Source organism: Methylobacterium sp. Leaf87 (assembly GCF_001422775.1).
GTDB lineage: Bacteria > Pseudomonadota > Alphaproteobacteria > Rhizobiales > Beijerinckiaceae > Methylobacterium.
This window is the reverse complement of record NZ_LMMI01000001.1, coordinates 303238-321283: the sequence shown is the minus strand read 5'-3', so window position 1 is coordinate 321283 and position 18046 is coordinate 303238. Positions and strand designations below refer to the sequence as shown.

Genomic DNA, 18046 nt, shown 5'->3' with positions numbered 1-18046 from the left:
ATGACCGCGTCACCCCGAATCACGACCACCCGCACCCTGGCGGCCCTCGCCCTCCTGGCGGCGGGCGCCGGACCGGCCCTGGCCCAATCCTCGGGCAATCCCAACACCCTCAACAACATGAACGAGCGGCTCTCGACCCAGAGCCAGATCCGAGGGATCCAGAACCAGCAGCAATTCGACAACAGCCAGAACCGGATGCAGATTCAACGCAACGAGCTGTTCCGCCCGGAGCCGAGCGCGGGACCGGCCATCATCGCGCCCCGGCGGTAGGAGCGGGGGGGCCGAGCGCCTCGCTTCCGGGCGCGCTTCGCCCTACATCGCTCCCCCATGACCGATTTCACCCTCGACCCGCGTCTCGCCGCCGACACGGTCCATGCCGGCGACCTCGCCCTGTGCCGCGTGCTGCTGATGGACGATGCCCGTTTCCCGTGGCTGATCCTCGTGCCGCGCCGCCCCGACGCAAGCGAGATCACCGATCTCGGCGCGGACGACGCGCACGCCCTCATGGACGAGATGCGTCTGGCGACGGGCGTGATGCTGGCGCTCGCCAAGCCCGACAAGGTCAACGTCGCCGCACTCGGCAACGTCGTGCCCCAGCTCCACGTCCACGTCATCGGGCGCTTCCTGTCCGACCCGGCCTGGCCGCGCCCGGTCTGGGGGGTGGGCGAGGCCCGGCCCTATCCGCACCATGCCCGCGCCCAGATGATCGAGCGCATCGGCGCCCTGTTCGCGGCGGCCTGAGGGTGACGGACCCCCTCGCCGGTCTCGGCTACGTCCACAACCGCCTCGTGCGCCATTCGGCCGAGAGCGACGCCGCCGTGCCGCTCCTGGCCGCGCCCGGCGCCCGCCTCGTCGCCATGGCGGGCGAGCGGATCGTGCTCGCGAACGGCTCCGCCCTGCTCGATCCGGAGCGCATCGCCGCGCCCGGCCCGACTTTGTTCCTCGGCCGCCTCGACGGGGCGCCGGTCTTCGCCGCCGCCCTGGCGCCGGAGCGCGCGGAGGCGTTCGACGCCGAACCCGATCTCGCCACGAACGATCTGCGCAGCTTCGCCGCCGAGGGATCCGTCGCGCCTCATGAACTCGGGCTCGTCGCCACGGCGAAATCGCTTCTGGCCTGGCACGCGCGGAACCGATTCTGCGCCAATTGCGGTGCCCGGACCGAGCTCGCCGCCGGCGGCTACCGGCGCGATTGCGGGTCTTGCGACACCCACCACTTCCCGCGCACGGACCCGGTGGTGATCATGCTGATCACGCGGGGGGATCGCTGCCTGCTCGGCCGCTCGCCCCGGTTCAAGGAGGCGATGTATTCCTGCCTCGCGGGCTTTCTGGAGCCCGGCGAGACCATCGAGGCGGCCGTGCGGCGCGAGACCTTCGAGGAAGTCGGGATTCGCGTCGGCGCGGTGACGTACCACGCGTCCCAGCCGTGGCCGTTCCCCGCCTCCCTGATGATCGGCTGCGTCGCCGAGGCCCTCGACGAGGCGATCACCCTCGATCCCGTCGAGCTCACCGACGCCCGCTGGCTCACCCGGGACGACATGTCGGCGATGATCGCGGGGACGCACCCGGAAGGCCTCACCGTGCCGCCGCCCATGGCCATCGCGCACCTGCTCATGCGCGCCTTCGTGGATGGGACCGCCTGAGGGCGGGCCCCGACGCCCGCCCGCGAACCCTTGCGGACCTCGTGGGTTGTGCCTGCTTGAGGCCGCCGCCCCCGGCGGCCCACGAGTCTGGAACACGCCCATGGACATCGCCGTCGACACCGTCACCGAGATCATCCTGCGCCTGCGCGCCGTCGAGGTGAAGGAGGGCCCGACGGACCCGGATTCCGGCTCCAACGCCATCGACGACGGCGCCACCGACATCCTCACCTCGGGCACCGACGACGCCACCGAGGAGGAGGTCCGGTCGATGATCGGGGCGCTCAACGACGACGAGCGCGCCGACCTCCTCGCCCTGGTCTATGTCGGGCGCGGCGACATGGAGGCCGAGGAATGGGGCGACGCCGTGCGCTTCGCCCGCGAGCGCGAATCCGTCGGCGAGGGCGCCGCCCGCGAACTCCTCGGCACCCCCAACGCCGCCGATCTCCTCGCTGAGGGCATGGCCAACCTCGGCATCACCCCGGACCTGCCGCAGGCCTGACCCGCCCCTCACAACCACCGCTCCCAAGCGCCCCGCCGGTCACCCCGTCGGGGCGTTTTTTCGTTCGGACGGAGGCCGGTACGGTCAGGCTTCTTTCGCCTGCGGTGCAACTATCCACACCGTTAACCCTTTATTAACCCGGCGATTGCCGCGCTCGGGCCGCCGTGAGACCTTTCGTTAACAGAAGATTAACGGGAACGGGCCGGCCATGCGGATCGCGATTTCGAAGTGCCTGGAAGCGGTTACGGGCAGCAGCCTCGGCCGTGCCGCGCTTCTGGCCGGTCTTCTCGGTGGTCTTCTCGCCGCCCCCGTGGCCGCCCCGGCCCAGACCTTCGCCTCCCTGCCCGCCACCCCGAGCGTCATCGCCAGCGGCCCCGCCGCCAAGCCCATCGCCGCCTGGGTCGCCTTCTGCGAGAGCTACGCCGCCGAGTGCGCCGTCGACCGCACGGAGCCCGCCACCATCGCGCTCGACGCGGCGACCTGGAACACCATCGTGTCCGTCAACCGCCGGGTGAACAAGGCCATCCGGGCCGTCACCGACATGGACCACCTCCACGTCGCAGACCGCTGGGATCTGGCGGAGGACGGCTCGGGCCCGGCCTGCCGCGCCGGGCCATGCGGATGACCGTGGTCATCGACGAGAAGGGCGAGGGCCACGCGGTGCTCACCCTGATCACCGACCGGGGCGACTTCATCCTCGACAACAAGACCAACGCGGTCCAGTCCTGGCGCCAGACCGGCTACACCTTCATCAAGCGCGAGAGCCAGGACACCCAGGCCTGGGTCTCCCTCGGCCGGGCCACCTCGCCGGTCACCACCGCCAACCGCTGATCCGACCCGGACCTCACTGCGGGCTGGCGAGCTTCATGGTCACGAGGCCCGAAACGATGAGCAGGGCCGCGACGATGCGGGCGGGGCTCGCCTCCTCGCCCAGCACCGCGATGCCGAGGACGAAGGCCCCGACGGCGCCGATGCCGGTCCAGATCGTGTAGGCGGTGCCGAGGGGCAGGGTCCGCATCGACACGGCGAGGAGGGCGACGCTGCCCACCATGGTGACCGCCATGATCGCAGTCGGCCACGGCCGGGTGAACCCGTGCGACAGCTTCATCGCGTAGGCCCAGGTCACTTCAAGGAGGCCGGCGGCAACGAGGGTGATCCAGGCCATGGGGGGTCCTTTGCGCGGGGTTGCCGATCCGGCGCCGCGCGGCGCCGTCCCGGAACGGCACGGTTCGCGCGCGGCGATCGTCAGGGCCCGTTAAACACCTTGCGCGACGCTGTCTCCATCCGGAGACCTTTCCATGACGACCCGCCGATGACGATCTGCCCATGACGACCCGGGCCGGCGCGGTGTGCGCGCTCCTCCTCGCGGTGTCGATCGGCGTTCCCGGCGGGGCCCGGGCCGGCGACGCGGCCGACCGGCATGCCACTTGGCGCGGCTGCCTCCACCGCACCTTCGCCATCGAGACGGCCCGCACCGCCCGCATCCGCGCGGCGGACGCCTCCCTGCGCGCGTGCGAAGCCGACGAGGCGGCCTACCTTACCGCCCTGTCGACCTCACCGCTCCTCGACGGCGACGACGTCGCCCGCGTTCGCCCCGCCCTGATCCAGCGCGCACGGGGCTGGCTGCTCGCCGGCGGCACCCGGCCCCTGTGATCCGGCCGGCCCGGCCGGTTATCCGCCATCGTCGAGCGGGCCGTCTCACGCCACCTCGGTTTCGTCCGTCATGCCCTCGCGGGACCGGATCATCGCCGCGAGGGCGGTGGGGCTCATGGCCTTGCCGTAGAGGTAGCCCTGGCCCTCGTGGCAGCCCATGCCGCGCAGGACCGCTTCCTGGTCGGCGCCCTCGATGCCTTCGGCGATGACCTCCAGGCCGAAGTTCTCGGCCATGCCGAGGACGACGCGGATGATCTCGGCGTCGTGCCGGTCGGTGAGCACGTCGCGCACGAAGCTGCGGTCGATCTTCAGGCGGGTGAGGGGGAAGCGCTTGAGGGAGGAGAGCGAGGCGTAGCCCGTGCCGAAATCGTCGAACGCCACCGCGACCCCGTGGGCGTGCAGCGCCCGGATCGGCTCCAGGATCGCGTCGTCGGCCTGGAGGGCGATGCGCTCGGTGACCTCGAGTTCGAGGGCGGCGGGCGGCAACCGGTAGCGGGTGAGCGACCGCATCACGTCCTCCGCCAGGGTTCCGGCCCGCAGTTGGGCGGTGAACAGGTTGACGGCGACCCGCAGCGGCGGGAGCCCCGCCGCCCGCCACTGCGCCGCCTGCCGGCAGGCCTCCTCGACGATCCAGCGTCCGATGGCGGCCGCCATCGGGTGGGCTTCGAGGGCGGGCAGGAACACGCCCGGCAGCAGCAGCCCGCGGGACGGATGGCGCCAGCGCAGCAGGGCCTCGGCGCCCACCACCCGCCCCGTGTCGAAGGCGACCTGGGGCTGGTAGTGCAGCACGAGTTCACCGGCCTCCAGGGCGTGGCTCAGCTCGTCGTGCAGGGTCCGGCGGGCGATCACCGCGCTGCGCATGGCCGGCTCGAACAGGCGGTAGCAGCGCCGCCCGTCGCGCTTGGCCTGGTAGAGAGCGAGGTCCGCATCGGCGATGAGGGCCGCGGCGTCCGTGCCCCGGCCGCCGACGGCGATGCCGAGGCTGAGGCCGACGTGGAAGGTGTGGCCGGAGAGCTGAAACGTCGCCTGGAAGGTGTCGAGGATTCGCGTGGCGGTGGCGGCCGCCGGGATCGGGTCGCCGCACGGCGCCAGCAGGATCGCGAATTCGTCGCCGCCCAGCCGCGCCACGGTCACGTCCGGCGCGACGCAGAGCGGAAGCCGCACGGCCACGGCCTTCAGCAGGGTGTCGCCGGTGGCGTGGCCGAGGCTGTCGTTCACCTCCTTGAATCCGTCGAGGTCGAGCAGCAGAACCGTCGCCGGCCCCTGCTCGAGGGCGGCCCTAAGGCGTTCGTCGAACTGCGCCCGGTTGGCGAGCCCCGTCAGGCTGTCGTGGTGGGCCATGTGGACGAGTTGGTCGTCGCGGGCGCGCCACGCGCTGATGTCGCGCATCATCGCGCCGATCCCGATCCGCCCGTCCGTGGTCCAGGCGGACATGGAGAACTCGATGGGAAAGGTGGTGCCGTCCCGGTGCTGGGCAACGAGTTCGATGGTCCGGCCGACGAGCTTCGAGGTCGCACCGACCACGAACCCGGCGAAGCGCTCGCCGTGCCGTGCCCGGAACGACGGCGGGATGATGATCTCGACGTCCTGCCCCGTCATCGTGCCGGGCGCGTAGCCGAACAGGGTCTCGGCGGCGCGGTTGACGAAGGTGATGGTGCCGCCGACGTCCACCGCCAGGAAGGCGAAGGCCGCCGCCTCGGCGAAGCCCCGTGCGATACCGTCCGCGCACGCCCCGCCCTCGCGTTCGAGGTGGTCGGCGGCGAGGGCGGCGAAATCCGCGAGCCGGCCCATCTCCGCCGCGTCGAAGGCTGGGCGGGCGCCCGGGGCCCCGACGCGAAGCTCGCCGAGCCGACGCCCCCCGGCGCCGAGCAGGGGCGTCGCGGCCTGGAAGCCCGTCGCGTCCGGTGCGTCCGATCCGGCGAATCCGAAGCCGCCCCGGATCGATGCCGCCGGGCCCGTCCCGAGGGTGATCCAGGCGAGCGGCGTGCCGAGGCAGCCGGCTGCGAGGGCCGTGATCCGCGTGAGGCCGGCTTCGGCCGGAAGACCGGCGGACGCCTGGGCGGCGGGCATCCGATCGACGTCCCGATCTTGCGCGGACCAGACGTCCGATGGGGTGCTCAGGAACATGCGATCGAGACCGGCACTCGCGTGTAGGACAGTCAGGATGACGCAAAAAACTTATAAAATGATTGTCCGGCCCAAGATGAGCTCCTGCCGGCCCGGGTCGATCCGTTCCGGATGCCGAATCGAACTTGGACCCCGAACCCCGGCGGGCGCGTGGGGACCGCCCTCGGTGTCCCCGATGGCGCGGCGGCCGGATCAGGCGAAGGACTTGTCAGGCGAAGGACTTGTCAGGCGAGGGATTTGTCGGACGAAGGATTTGTCAGGCGAAGGACTTGCGGGGATCGAAGGCGTCGCGCACGGCCTCGCCGGCGAAGACGAGAAGACTCAGCATCACCGCCACCACAAGGAAGCCCGTGAGCCCGAGCCATGGCGCCTGGATGTTGTCCTTGCCCTGCGCCAGCAGCTCGCCGAGCGACGCCGAGCCCGGGGGCAGGCCGAAGCCGAGGAAGTCGAGGGAGGTCAGGGTGCCGATGGAGCCGTTGAGGATGAACGGCAGGAAGGTCAGGGTCGCCACCATGGCGTTGGGCAGCAGGTGCCGGCTCATGATGCGGATGTTCGACAGCCCGAGGGCGCGGGCGGCGCGCACGTACTCGAAGTTGCGCGCCCGCAGGAACTCGGCCCGCACCACGCCCACCAGGGACACCCACGAGAACAGCAGCAGAATGCCGAGCAGCACGAAGAAGCCGGGCTCGATGAAGGCCGAGATGATGATGATGAGGTAGAGGGTCGGGATGCCGCTCCACACCTCGATGAAGCGCTGCAGGGCGAGATCGACCCAGCCGCCGAAATAGCCCTGCACGGCGCCGGCGATCACGCCGATCACCGACGAGATCAGCGCCAGGATGAGCCCGAACAGCACCGAGATGCGAAAGCCGTAGATGATCCGGGCCAGCACGTCGCGGGTGGTGTTGTCGGTGCCGAGCCAGTGCTTTTCGAGCGCCGCACACGGCTTGCCGACGGACTGGCACTGCTGCTCCGTCAGCATCCAGGTCGGCGGCGAGGGCGAGGGGGTCGGCAGCCCGTCGATGATGGTGTCGTAGGCATACGGGATCGGCGGCCAGATCGCCCAGCCGTTGTCGGCGATCTCCTTCCGGGTCTCGGCCGAGCGGTAGTTCGGCCGGGCATAGAACCCGCCGAACTTCTCGTCCGGGTAGTCGATGAGGACGGGAAACAGGATCTCGCCCTTGTAGGACACGACGAGGGGCCGGTCGTTGGCGATGAACTCCGCGAACAGGCTGGTGCCGAACAGGGCCGCGAAGATCACGAACGACCAGAAACCGAGGCGGTTGCGGCGGAAATTGGCGAGCCGCCGCCGCGACAGGGGTGAGAGCCAGCCCGTGCGGGGGAGGGCGGCGGGCACGGCCATCCGGGGAACGGCGACCTGATTCATCGGTGATCCCCGGTGTGCAAAGCGCTCAGCCGTCGATTCGCACCGCCGTCCCCTCGATCTCGTTGGGGCGCAGGCCGCCGGTCTTCTCGAGGTGGCGGCGCAGCAGGGCGACGTTGCGGCGGTTTGCCTTGAAGGCCGCATCGAACAGGTCGCCGGCCAGCGGGACGATGCCGAGCGCCCCGTCGAACACCACGTTCGCCATCATCCGGGCGACGAGCCAGCGCGGCGCCCCGAGCCGGCGCGCCTCGTTGACCACGTAGGAGGCGATGACCATGCCGGCGACATCGCCGATGATCGGCACGAGGCCCACGATGGCGTCGAGGCCGACCCGGCGGTTGATCCCCGGAATCAGGAAGGCCGAATCCATGAGGTGCGCCAGCGCCTCGAGGCGCAGGAGCGTCGCCTCGCGGTCGTCGGCCTGCGGCCGGAACGGTGTCGCCGCACCGGCCTCTCGGGAAAAGTCCGTGGTCGGGCGGCCGGGAATGCGCGGTGTGCTCATGACCCGGGATGTGGCCCCGGCCGCGCGCCCCCGCAAGCACCGGCCCCATCAGGCGGCCCTCCGGGACACCTGCCCGAGGCGGTCGAGGGCGGCGTCGAGGGTCGCGTCGGACTTGGCGAAGCACAGGCGCACGATGTGGCGCACCGGGTCGGCATCGTAGAACGCGCTCACGGGAATCGCCGCGACGCCGTGGGTGCGCACCAGATCCTCGCAGAACGCCACGTCGTCGGTGAAGCCGAGCGGCGCGATGTCGACGTTGAGGAAGTAGGTGCCGGCCGAGGGCAGCACGGTGAAGCCGCGCTCCGTCAGCCCGGCGCCGAGGCGGTCCCGCGAGCGGGCGAAGCGTTCGCGCATCCGGGTGAAATAGTCGTCGGATTTGCCCAAGCCGTAGGCCACCGCCACCTGCAGGCAGGGCGGGGTGGTGAAGGTGAGGAACTGGTGCGCCCCCGCCACCACCCGCAGGAGCGGCGGTGCGGCCATGACGAAGCCGACCTTCCAGCCCGTGAGCCCGAAGATCTTGCCGGCCGAGCCGATCTTCACCGTGCGGTCGCGCATGCCGGGCTGCGCCATGAGCGGGGCGTGCGCCGCGCCGTCGAACACGATGTGCTCCCACACCTCGTCGCAGACCGCGATCACGTCGTGGCGCGTGCAGAACCCCGCCAGGAGCGCGAGGTTTTCGCAGGAGAACACCGTGGCGCTGGGGTTGAGGGGGTTGTTCAGCACCACGAGCTTCGTCCGGTCGGAGAAGACCGCCGCCAGGGCCTCTTCCTCCAGCCGGAAATGCGGAGGCTTGAGGTTGACGATGCGCGGCACGCCGCCGGCCTGGCGCACCATGGGCAGGTAGGCGTCGTACAGGGGGGCGAACAGCACCACCTCGTCGCCGGGTGCGATGAGGGAAAGCAGGGCGGCGGCCAGGGCCTCGGTGGCGCCGGAGGTCACCATCACCTCCGTCTGCGGGTCGAGGTCGAGGTCCTGATGGTGCCGGTAATGCGTCGCGATGGCGGCGCGCAGCTCCGGCAGGCCCATCATCGGCGGATACTGGTTGTCGCCCGCGATCACCGCCTCGGCCGCCTGGCGGCGCACGTCCTCGGGGCCGGGATCGTCGGGAAAGCCCTGGCCGAGGTTGATCGCCCCACATTCGCGGGCGAGGCCGGACATCACGGCGAAGACGGTCGTGGGCAGGTTCGCGAAGACGGGATTCATACGGTTCGGCAGGCGAGGGTGCGACGACGCCCGGGCGTCGGGAGGCCGGATGCGTAGCACGGCGCCCACGCGGGGTGAAATGTGCGGTTCCGCACGTCCGGGGGCGCTGGAGGGGCGCTCACGGCTGACGATTGTTGACATTCATCACCTGTGACGTAGGTTCCGGACATGGCCGGAGCGACGGCGGCTCTCACGGGACTTCGCCCCCTCGTTTCGGGAAGGCGGCTGTCGCTCCGGTCCACGAAGCTTTCTTCAGAGACGCGGGTCCGCCCGGGCTTTTCTGCCCGAGTGGATCGTTCTTCCCGATCAGGTCGAACGTCCCGAACTTGAACTTCCCAAGCTCGGACTTCCCGAGTTTGTACTTCCCGAGAAAGGCCGGCGCCCCCAGCGACGGCCTTTTTTCGTGTCCTGCGGTTTTTCCGTGTCCGGTCCCTGCGCCTGTGGCAGGAATGGGAGGCCATGCGCGTCCGGACTTGTCTTCTCCTCGCCCTCGCCACCGCCCTCCTGGGCGCGGGCCTTCGCCACCTCGTCCCGGTGACGCCGGTGGACGAGGAGTACCGTGCGGTGGTGCGGGCCTACGACCCCGCGAACCGGCCGTGATCCACAGGGGCGACGGACAGCAACACGGGGGAAACGCGGACGCCGTACTGGCGTCGTATTGGGCGGCCAGAAGGGGCACCATGCTGCGCCGCCGTGGAACCGAAGCCTCTGGAGCCGAGGTCGATCGCCGCCCCCGCCCGGGTGCGACGTTGCCCCGTTCTGTCGGACCGGGCGACGCGTGCTTAGATCCACTCCAGTCTGTCCGCGAGGGCGCCTCGCCCGCCGATGCCGTGACGCCATGAACGAGAATTCGCCGATCCGCACCGAGACCGCGCGGGACTACGCGCCTCCGTCTGAGACCCGCGCCGCGCCGACGCGGGGCGGGCGCGGCTGGCTGTGGTTCGTCCTGCTGCTGATCCTCGCGGGCGGCGGGTATTACGGCTACCGGCACTACCTCGCGCCAAAGCCCGAGGGCCCGACGGAGACCGCCGGACCGCGCGGCAAGGGCGGCCGGGGCGCCGGGCGCCATGGCGAGCCGGCCCAGGCGGTCGGCATCGCCACCATCGCGGCCGGCGACGTGCCCATCGTGCTCGGCGGCCTCGGCACGGTGACGCCCCTCGCCAACGTCACCGTGCGCTCGCAGATCAGCGGCTACCTCATGGAGGTCGGCTTCCGCGAGGGCCAGATGGTGAAGAAGGGCGATTTCCTCGCCCAGATCGATTCGCGGATCTACGAAGCCCAGCTCGCCCAGTACCAGGGCCAGCTCATGCGCGATCAGGCCCTGCTGGAGAACTCGAAGCTCGACCTCGCCCGCTTCCAGCGCCTCGCCCAGCAGGATTCGATCTCGAAGCAGAACGTCGACACGCAAGGCGCCCTGGTCAAGCAGAACGAGGGCACGGTGGCGGCCGACCAGGCGCTGGTGGACCAGCAGAAGCTCAACATCACCTACACGCGCATCGTCTCGCCCGTGGCGGGCCGCGTCGGCCTGCGCCAGGTCGATCAGGGCAACTACATCACCGCCGCCTCGACCAGTCTCGTGGTGGTGACCCAGCTCAACCCGATCTCGGTGGTGTTCACCCTGCCCGAGGACGACGTCGCCCAGGTGATGCGCCGGGTGCGCACGGGCGACAGGCTCACGGTCTCGGCCTACGATCGCGGCGACACCACCGTGCTCGCCACCGGCACCCTCGACACCGTGGACAACCAGATCGACACCACCACCGGCACGGTGCGGCTGCGCGCCCTGTTCGACAACACCGACGACGCCCTGTTCCCGAACCAGTTCGTCAACGCCAAGTTGACCGTCGACACCGTGCGGAACGCCCCCATCGTCCCCACCGCCGCGATCCTGCGCGGCACGCCCGGCACCTACGTCTACCTCCTGCAGGGCGACGACAAGGTCGTGGTCCGCCCCATCACCCTGGGCGAGGCCGACGGCGCCCGCACGGTGGTGAAGGCCGGCCTCGGCGTCGGCGACCGGGTCGTGGTCGACGGCACCGACCGGCTTCGCGATGGCGCGAGCGTGCGGATCACCGACGACGGCACCCGTCCGCCCGGTGCCGCCGGTCCGCAGCCCGAGGACGCCAAGCCCGAGGACGCCAAGGCGGAGGCCGCGAAGGCCGATGCCGTCGCCCCCGAGGGCCAGACGCGCGAACGCCGCCGCCAGCGCCCGGCCGCGCAATGAGGTTGCCCGGCCGCTCGCCACCTCTCGGCCGGTGCGGACCTTCGCCGTTAACTCCGGCGTTCGCCGCCAGCACTCTGTCCCTCTCCTGGAAGGAGAGGGACAGAGTGCGATGTGCGAACGCTCCGGATAAGTCACACACCTCACCCCAGCCCTCTCCTTCCAGGAGAGGGAGTTCCGTCGGCGGCTCCCTCGACGGCGTGGGGCTCGCCCCATGAACCCGTCCCGCCTGTTCATACTGCGGCCCGTCGCCACCACGCTGTTCATGCTGGCGATCCTGATGGTCGGGATGGTGTCGTACCTGAACCTGCCGGTCTCGGCCCTGCCGTCGGTGGATTACCCGACGATCCAGATCCAGACGTTCTATCCCGGCGCCAGCCCCGAGGTGATGACCTCGGCGGTCACCGCGCCGCTGGAGCGGCAGTTCGGCCAGCTCGCCAACCTCAACCAGATGACGTCGCAGAGTTCGGCGGGCGCTTCCGTCGTCACCCTGCAGTTCAGCCTGGACCTGCCCCTCGACATCGCCGAGCAGCAGGTCCAGGCCGCCATCAACGCCGCCGGCAACCTGCTGCCGGCGGATCTCCCGGCCCCGCCGATCTACGCCAAGGTGAACCCCGCCGACGCGCCGATCCTGACGCTCGCGCTGACCTCGAAGACCATGCCGCTCACGGAGGTGCGCGATCTGGCCGAGACGCGCCTCGCCCAGAAGATCTCCCAGGTGGCGGGCGTCGGCCTCGTGAGCACCGGCGGCGGCCAGCGCCCGGCGATCCGGGTGCGGTTCAACGCACGCGCCTTGGCCGCATACGGCCTCAACATCGACGACCTGCGCACCACCATCACCAACCTCAACGTCAACACACCGAAGGGCACCATCGACGGGCCGACGCAGTCCTACGCCATCAACGCCAACGACCAGATCCGCGACCCGAAGGCCTACGACAGCGCCATCATCGCCTACAAGAACGGCGCCCCGGTGCGGCTCTCGGACGTGGCCGACGTGGTCTCGGGCCCCGAGAACACCAAGCTCGGCGCCTGGGCCGACGAGACCCCGGCCGTCATCCTCAACATCCAGCGCCAGCCCGGCGCCAACGTCATCAGCACCGTCGACAAGATCCAGAAGCTCCTGCCCCAGCTCCGGGCGACCCTGCCGGCGGCGATCTCCGTCGGCGTGCTCACCGACCGCACGGTGACGATCCGCGCTTCCGTCCACGACGTGCAGGTGGAACTGGCGCTCGCCATCGGCCTCGTGGTGCTGGTGATCTTCCTGTTCCTGCGCAGCGTCTCCGCCACCCTGATCCCGAGCCTGTCGGTGCCGCTGTCGCTGATCGGGTCGCTCGCCATCATGGACCTGTACGGGTTCTCCCTCGACAACCTGTCGCTGATGGCGCTCACCATCGCGACGGGCTTCGTGGTCGACGACGCCATCGTGGTCATCGAGAACATCGCCCGCCACGTCGAGGAGGGGGATTCGCCCCTGGAGGCGGCGCTGAAGGGCAGCCGCGAGATCGGCTTCACCATCATCTCGCTCACCGTCTCGCTCATCGCGGTCCTCATCCCACTGCTGTTCATGGGCGACGTCGTCGGGCGCCTGTTCCACGAATTCGCCATCACGCTCGCGGCCACCATCGTGATCTCGGCCGTGGTCTCGCTCACCCTTGTGCCGATGCTGTGCGCGCGCCTCCTGAAGCCCGTGCCGGCCGGGCACGCCGAGCGCCGCGAGGGGTTCGTCGCCCGCGCGGCCCGCCGGTCCATGGACGGCATCATCGCCGGCTACGGCCGGATGCTGCGCGTGGTCCTGCGCCATCAGGGCCTGACCCTGGTGGTGACCCTCGCGACGGTGGCGCTCACCGCCTACCTGTTCGTGGTGATCCCCAAGGGGTTCTTCCCCGTGCAGGACACGGGCGTCGTCCAGGGCATCACCCAGGCCGACCAGACCGTCTCGTACGCCGCCATGGCCGAGCGCCAGCAGAAGCTGGCCGCCCTCATCCTGCAGGACCCGGACGTGGCCAGCCTGTCGTCGTTCATCGGCGTCGACGGTCAGAACGTCACCCTGAATTCGGGCCGGTTCCTCATCAACCTCAAGGCCCACGCCGCGCGGACATCCACGGCGAGCCAGGTCATCGAACGGATCAAGGCCGCGACCACGGGGGTCGCCGGCATCCGGCTCTACCTGCAATCGGTGCAGGACCTCACCATCGACACGGCGGTGAGCGCGACGCAGTATCAGGTGATCCTCGAGAACCCGAACCTCACGGAGTTCGAGACCTGGGTGCCGCGCTTCGTGCGCCAGCTCCAGACGTCGCCCCTGCTCATGGATGTCGCGAGCGACCTCCAGGCCAGCGGTCTCGCCGCCTACATCACCATCGACCGGGCGACGGCGGGGCGCTACGGCATCACCCCGGCCACCGTCGACAACGCCCTCTACGACGCCTTCGGCCAGCGCATCATCTCGACGATCTTCACCCAGTCGAACCAGTACCGGGTGATCCTCGAAGCCGACCCGGCCCTGCACAGGACCATCGAGAGCCTGGACCACATCTTCCTGCCGTCCTCCACGGTGGCCTCGGGGCAGGTCCCGCTCTCGGCGGTCGCCCGGGTGAGCGAGCGGCGGGCGCCGCTGCTCATCTCCCATCTCGGCCAGTTCCCGGCCACCACCGTGTCGTTCAATCTCGCGCCCGGCGCGGCTTTGGGCGACGCCGTGGCGGCGGTGGAGGCGGCGGGCAAGGCCATCGACCTGCCGCCGAGTTTTCGCGTGGTGCCGCAGGGCTCGGTCTTCGCGTTCCAGTCGGCCCTGTCGAACCAGCTGTTCCTGGTGATCGCCGCCATCGTCACCGTCTACATCGTGCTCGGCGTGCTCTACGAGAGCTTCATCCACCCGATCACGATTCTGTCGACGCTGCCCTCCGCCGGCATCGGGGCGCTCCTGGGGTTGATGCTGTTCGGGCTGTCGCTCGACATCATCGCGGTCATCGGCATCGTGCTCCTCATCGGCATCGTGAAGAAGAACGCCATCATGATGATCGACTTCGCGCTCCAGGCCGAGCGCGAGGACGGGATGAGCCCCCGCGACGCCATCTACGAGGCCTGCCTCCTGCGCTTCCGGCCGATCCTGATGACGACCCTGGCTGCCCTGTTCGCGGCGGTACCGCTCATCGTCGGCACGGGGGTGGGCGCCGAACTGCGCCAGCCCCTCGGCATCGTCATCGCGGGCGGCCTCATCGTCTCCCAGGTCCTGACCCTGTTCACCACGCCGGTGATCTACCTCGCGTTCGACCGCCTGGAACGCCGCCTCACCGGCCGCCGCGAAGGCGGCGCCGGCCCCGTCGAGGCGCTGCCGTGAACGTCTCCGCCCCGTTCATCCGCCGGCCCGTCGCCACGATCCTGCTCACCCTCGGCGTGCTGCTCGCCGGGATGTTCGCGTTCCTGAAGCTGCCGGTGGCGCCCCTGCCGCAGGTGGATTTCCCCGTGATCCTCGTCCAGGCGTCGATGCCGGGGGCCAGCCCCGAGACCATGGCGACCACCGTGGCCGCGCCCCTCGAACGGCGCCTCGGCGCCATCGCGGACGTCAACGAGATGACGTCCACGAGTTCCGTCGGCTCGGTCAGGATCATCCTGCTGTTCGGCCTCAACCGGAACATCGACGGGGCCGCCCGCGATGTCCAGGCGGCCATCAACGCGGCCCGGGCCGACCTGCCGACGGCGCTGCGCCAGAACCCGACCTACCGCAAATTCAACCCGGCCGATTCGCCGATCCTGATCCTGGCGCTGACCTCGAACACCCTGTCGCCGGGCCAGCTCTACGATTCCGCCGCCACGGTGGTGCAGCAGAAGATGTCCCAGCTGCCCGGGGTCGGCAACGTCGACATCGGCGGCGCGTCGCTGCCGGCGGTGCGGGTCGAGCTCGATCCCACCGCCCTGTTCAACTACGGCATCGGCCTCGAGGGCATCCGCGCGGCGCTGGCCTCGGCCAACGCCAATTCGCCCAAGGGCGCCATCGAGACCGACACCCGGCGCTACCAGCTCTACGCCAACGACCAGGGCCGGGTGGCGGCCGATTACCGCGACATCGTCGTGGCCTACCGCAACGGCGCCGCCGTGCGCCTGACCGATGTCGGCAAGGTCGTGGATTCCGTGGAGGACAAGCGCAACCTCGGCCTCGTCAACGGCAAGCCGGGCGTGATCCTGTTCATCTACAAGCAGCCCGGCTCCAACGTCGTCGACACCATCAACGGCCTGAAGAAGGCGATTCCCCAGGTCCAGGCGGCGCTGCCCGGCGACATCGACCTCATGGTGACGGGCGACCGCAGCGCCACCATCCGGGCGTCGCTCGCCGAGACCGAGGAGACCCTGCTCATCGCCGTGGTGCTGGTGATCTTCGTGGTCTTCGTCTTCCTGCGCTCGGGTCGCGCGACGTTGATCCCGGCGGTCGCCGTGCCGATCTCCATCGTCGGCACCTTCTCGGCCATGTACCTGCTGGATTACAGCCTCAACATCCTCTCGCTCATGGCGCTCATCATCGCCACGGGCTTCGTCGTCGACGACGCCATCGTGGTGCTGGAGAACATCCAGCGCCACATCGAGCAGGGCAAGGCGCGGGTGGAGGCTTCCCTCTTGGGCGCCCGCGAGGTCGGCTTCACCGTCATCTCCATGAGCCTGTCCCTGGTGGCGGTGTTCCTGCCGATCCTGCTCATGGGCGGCATCGTCGGGCGCCTGTTCCAGGAATTCGCCGTCACCCTGTCGCTGGCGATCCTCATCTCGCTGGTGCTGTCGCTGACCACTACGCCGATGATGTGCGCGCTGCTCCTCAAGCCCGAGGCGCACGACCCGGCGCGCCGGCCGAATGTCTTCCTGCGCGGCCTGGAGGCCGGGTTCGACGGCATGCTCGCCGCCTACGAGCGCACCTTGCGCATCGCCCTGCGCCACCGCCGCCTCGTGGTGCTCAGCCTCGTCGCCACCGTGGGCCTCAACGTCTACCTCTACGTCATCGTGCCGAAGGGCTTCTTTCCCGAACAGGACACGGGCCAGATGATGGGCGGCATCCAGGCCGACCAGCGCATCTCGTTCCAGGCGATGAAGCAGAAGCTCGAACAGGCGACCGCCATCGTGCAGGCCGACCCGGCGGTGGACAGCGTCGTCGGCTTCACCGGCGGGCGCGCCACCAACTCGGCCAACGTCTTCGTCGGCCTGAAGCCCAAGGCCGAGCGCGACCCCATCGAGAAGGTGATGACCCGCCTGCGGCCCAAGCTCTCGCAGGTGGCGGGGGCACGGCTCTACCTGTTCCCACGCCAGGACCTGCGCATGGGCGGGCGCCAGAGCTTCGCCACCTACCAGTACACCCTCCAGGGCGACACGGCGGAGGAGCTCTACGCCGCCGCCCCGAAGCTGCTCCAGGCCCTGCAGAAGGACCCGACCTTCGTCGACGTGTCCTCGGACCAACAGGAGGGCGGCCTCGAGACCCGCCTCGTCATCGACCGGGCCACCGCGTTCCGCTACGGCCTGACGCCGGACAAGATCGACAACACCCTCTACGACGCCTTCGGCCAGCGCCAAGTCTCGACGATCTACAACCCGCTGAACCAGTACCACGTCGTCATGGAGATCGCCCCGCGCTACCTCCAGAGTCCCGACACCCTGAAGACGCTGTTCGTCTCGACGTCCGGCGGCAAGGCGCGCGGCTCGGCCACCACCAATGCGGTGGCCGGCACCGTGGCGACGGGCGGAACGGTGAACACCAATCCGGCCGGCAATGCCGGCCCGAGCGGCACCGCCGCCGTGACGGACCCGGCCGCCGCCCTCGCGGGGGATTCGGCCCGCAACGCCGCCGCCAACGCCATCGCGGGCGGCAAGGGCGGCGCCTCGTCGAGCGCCCCGGTCTCCTCCGCCAAGGAGACGATGATCCCGCTCTCGGCCTTCGCCCATATCGAGACCGGCAACGCCCCCGTGCAGGTGAGCCACCAGGGCCTGTTCGTCGCCACCACGATCTCGTTCAACCTGGCCCCCGGAAAAAGCCTGTCGGACGCGACCCGGATCATCGAGCAGACCATGACGGACCTGCGCCTGCCCGCCACCATCCACGGCGAGTTCGCCGGCGGCGCCAAGAGCTTCCAGGAATCCTCGTCGCGCCAGCCCCTGCTGATCCTCGCCGCCCTGGTCGCCGTCTACACCATCCTGGGAATCCTCTACGAGAGCTTCATCCACCCGCTCACCATCCTGTCGACCCTGCCGTCGGCCGGCATCGGCGCCCTGCTGGCGCTCCTGGTCTCGGGCACCGAATTCACGGTCATCGCCCTCATCGCGGTGTTCCTGCTCATCGGCATCGTGAAGAAGAACGCCATCATGATGATCGACTTCGCCCTCGACGCGGAGCGGACGCGCGGCCTGAAACCCCGGGACGCGATCTTCGAGGCCTGCCTCTTGCGCTTCCGCCCGATCATGATGACAACCCTGGCCGCCATGCTCGGCGCGCTCCCCCTCATCCTCGCGGGTGGGGAGGGCTCGGAGCTGCGCCGCCCCCTCGGCATCGCCATCGTCGGCGGCCTTATCGTGAGCCAGATCCTGACCCTCTACACCACCCCCGTCGTCTACCTCTACCTCGACCGCCTGCGCCGGCGCGGGCCTGCGCTCGACGCGGTTCCCGGCGCGGTTCCTGGCGCGGTTCCTGGCGCCGCCGAATGAGCGTGGGTAGTTTGGTGGATCGTCGCGCGCGCAGTGACGTCACGTTCCGATGCGACAGCGGGCCGATGCATTCCGAAGGTGGCGCGGGTCCCCTCTCCTGTAAGGAGAGGGACAGGGTGAGGTGTGTGGACTCTCCGAATAG

Annotated in this window: 14 protein-coding genes and 1 pseudogene; 10 read left to right on the top strand and 5 right to left on the bottom strand. The window is 70.0% G+C overall.

The genetic code is table 11. The features are described from left to right. From ASF22_RS01460 to ASF22_RS01440, 5 genes and pseudogenes are all read left to right on the top strand, one after another. Positions 1-270: a hypothetical protein gene (locus tag ASF22_RS01460; RefSeq protein ID WP_056170408.1), complete on the top strand. Its 270-nt coding sequence runs from the start codon at positions 1-3 to the stop codon at positions 268-270. A gap of 57 nt (positions 271-327) precedes the next feature. Next, positions 328-741, top strand: coding sequence for an HIT domain-containing protein (locus tag ASF22_RS01455; RefSeq protein WP_056170403.1), 414 nt, complete (start codon positions 328-330; stop codon positions 739-741). Positions 742-743: 2 nt separating this feature from the next. After that, complete coding sequence (gene nudC / locus ASF22_RS01450; RefSeq protein WP_056260783.1) at positions 744-1640, top strand: NAD(+) diphosphatase; 897 nt, start codon at positions 744-746, stop codon at positions 1638-1640. 100 nt (positions 1641-1740) lie between these two features. Further along, positions 1741-2139, top strand: coding sequence for a DUF3775 domain-containing protein (locus ASF22_RS01445; RefSeq protein WP_056170398.1), 399 nt, complete (start codon positions 1741-1743; stop codon positions 2137-2139). 208 nt (positions 2140-2347) lie between these two features. Then, positions 2348-2970, top strand: a pseudogene (locus tag ASF22_RS01440) (transglutaminase-like cysteine peptidase). Between the two features lie 13 nt (positions 2971-2983). Here ASF22_RS01440 and ASF22_RS01435 read toward each other — a convergent pair. Further along, entirely contained in the window at positions 2984-3304 is a 321-nt protein-coding gene (locus ASF22_RS01435) for a multidrug efflux SMR transporter (protein WP_056170392.1), read from the bottom strand. 161 nt (positions 3305-3465) lie between these two features. On the opposite strand from ASF22_RS01435, the gene ASF22_RS01430 reads away from it, so the two are divergent. After that, positions 3466-3792, top strand: coding sequence for a hypothetical protein (locus ASF22_RS01430; RefSeq protein WP_056260781.1), 327 nt, complete (start codon positions 3466-3468; stop codon positions 3790-3792). Between the two features lie 45 nt (positions 3793-3837). Here ASF22_RS01430 and ASF22_RS01425 read toward each other — a convergent pair whose 3' ends face one another. The 4 genes from ASF22_RS01425 to ASF22_RS01410 all read right to left on the bottom strand — a co-directional run bounded on the left by ASF22_RS01425 (position 3838) and on the right by ASF22_RS01410 (position 9008). Further along, positions 3838-5862 carry an EAL domain-containing protein gene (locus tag ASF22_RS01425; protein ID WP_056260939.1) on the bottom strand — a complete coding sequence of 675 codons (2025 nt, stop codon included), beginning with the start codon at positions 5860-5862 and terminating at the stop codon, positions 3838-3840. A gap of 313 nt (positions 5863-6175) precedes the next feature. After that, positions 6176-7306 carry an ABC transporter permease gene (locus tag ASF22_RS01420; protein WP_056260779.1) on the bottom strand — a complete coding sequence of 377 codons (1131 nt, stop codon included), beginning with the start codon at positions 7304-7306 and terminating at the stop codon, positions 6176-6178. A 25-nt stretch (positions 7307-7331) separates the two neighbouring features. After that, entirely contained in the window at positions 7332-7805 is a 474-nt protein-coding gene (locus ASF22_RS01415; protein ID WP_056170740.1) for a DUF4112 domain-containing protein, read from the bottom strand. Between the two features lie 48 nt (positions 7806-7853). Beyond that, positions 7854-9008: an aminotransferase gene (locus tag ASF22_RS01410; protein WP_056260778.1), complete on the bottom strand. Its 1155-nt coding sequence runs from the start codon at positions 9006-9008 to the stop codon at positions 7854-7856. 459 nt (positions 9009-9467) lie between these two features. On the opposite strand from ASF22_RS01410, the gene ASF22_RS24460 reads away from it, so the two are divergent. The 4 genes from ASF22_RS24460 to ASF22_RS01395 all read left to right on the top strand — a co-directional run bounded on the left by ASF22_RS24460 (position 9468) and on the right by ASF22_RS01395 (position 17904). Further along, positions 9468-9608, top strand: coding sequence for a hypothetical protein (locus ASF22_RS24460; protein WP_200918734.1), 141 nt, complete (start codon positions 9468-9470; stop codon positions 9606-9608). A gap of 238 nt (positions 9609-9846) precedes the next feature. After that, positions 9847-11232, top strand: coding sequence for an MdtA/MuxA family multidrug efflux RND transporter periplasmic adaptor subunit (locus tag ASF22_RS01405; RefSeq protein WP_056260776.1), 1386 nt, complete (start codon positions 9847-9849; stop codon positions 11230-11232). 211 nt (positions 11233-11443) lie between these two features. Further along, positions 11444-14569 (top strand): MdtB/MuxB family multidrug efflux RND transporter permease subunit, encoded by a 3126-nt coding sequence (locus ASF22_RS01400; RefSeq protein ID WP_056260774.1) that lies wholly within the window; start codon positions 11444-11446, stop codon positions 14567-14569. Further along, positions 14566-17904 carry an efflux RND transporter permease subunit gene (locus ASF22_RS01395; RefSeq protein WP_056260772.1) on the top strand — a complete coding sequence of 1113 codons (3339 nt, stop codon included), beginning with the start codon at positions 14566-14568 and terminating at the stop codon, positions 17902-17904. The genes ASF22_RS01400 and ASF22_RS01395 overlap by 4 nt, the downstream gene beginning before the upstream one ends. Positions 17905-18046 lie beyond the last annotated feature (142 nt).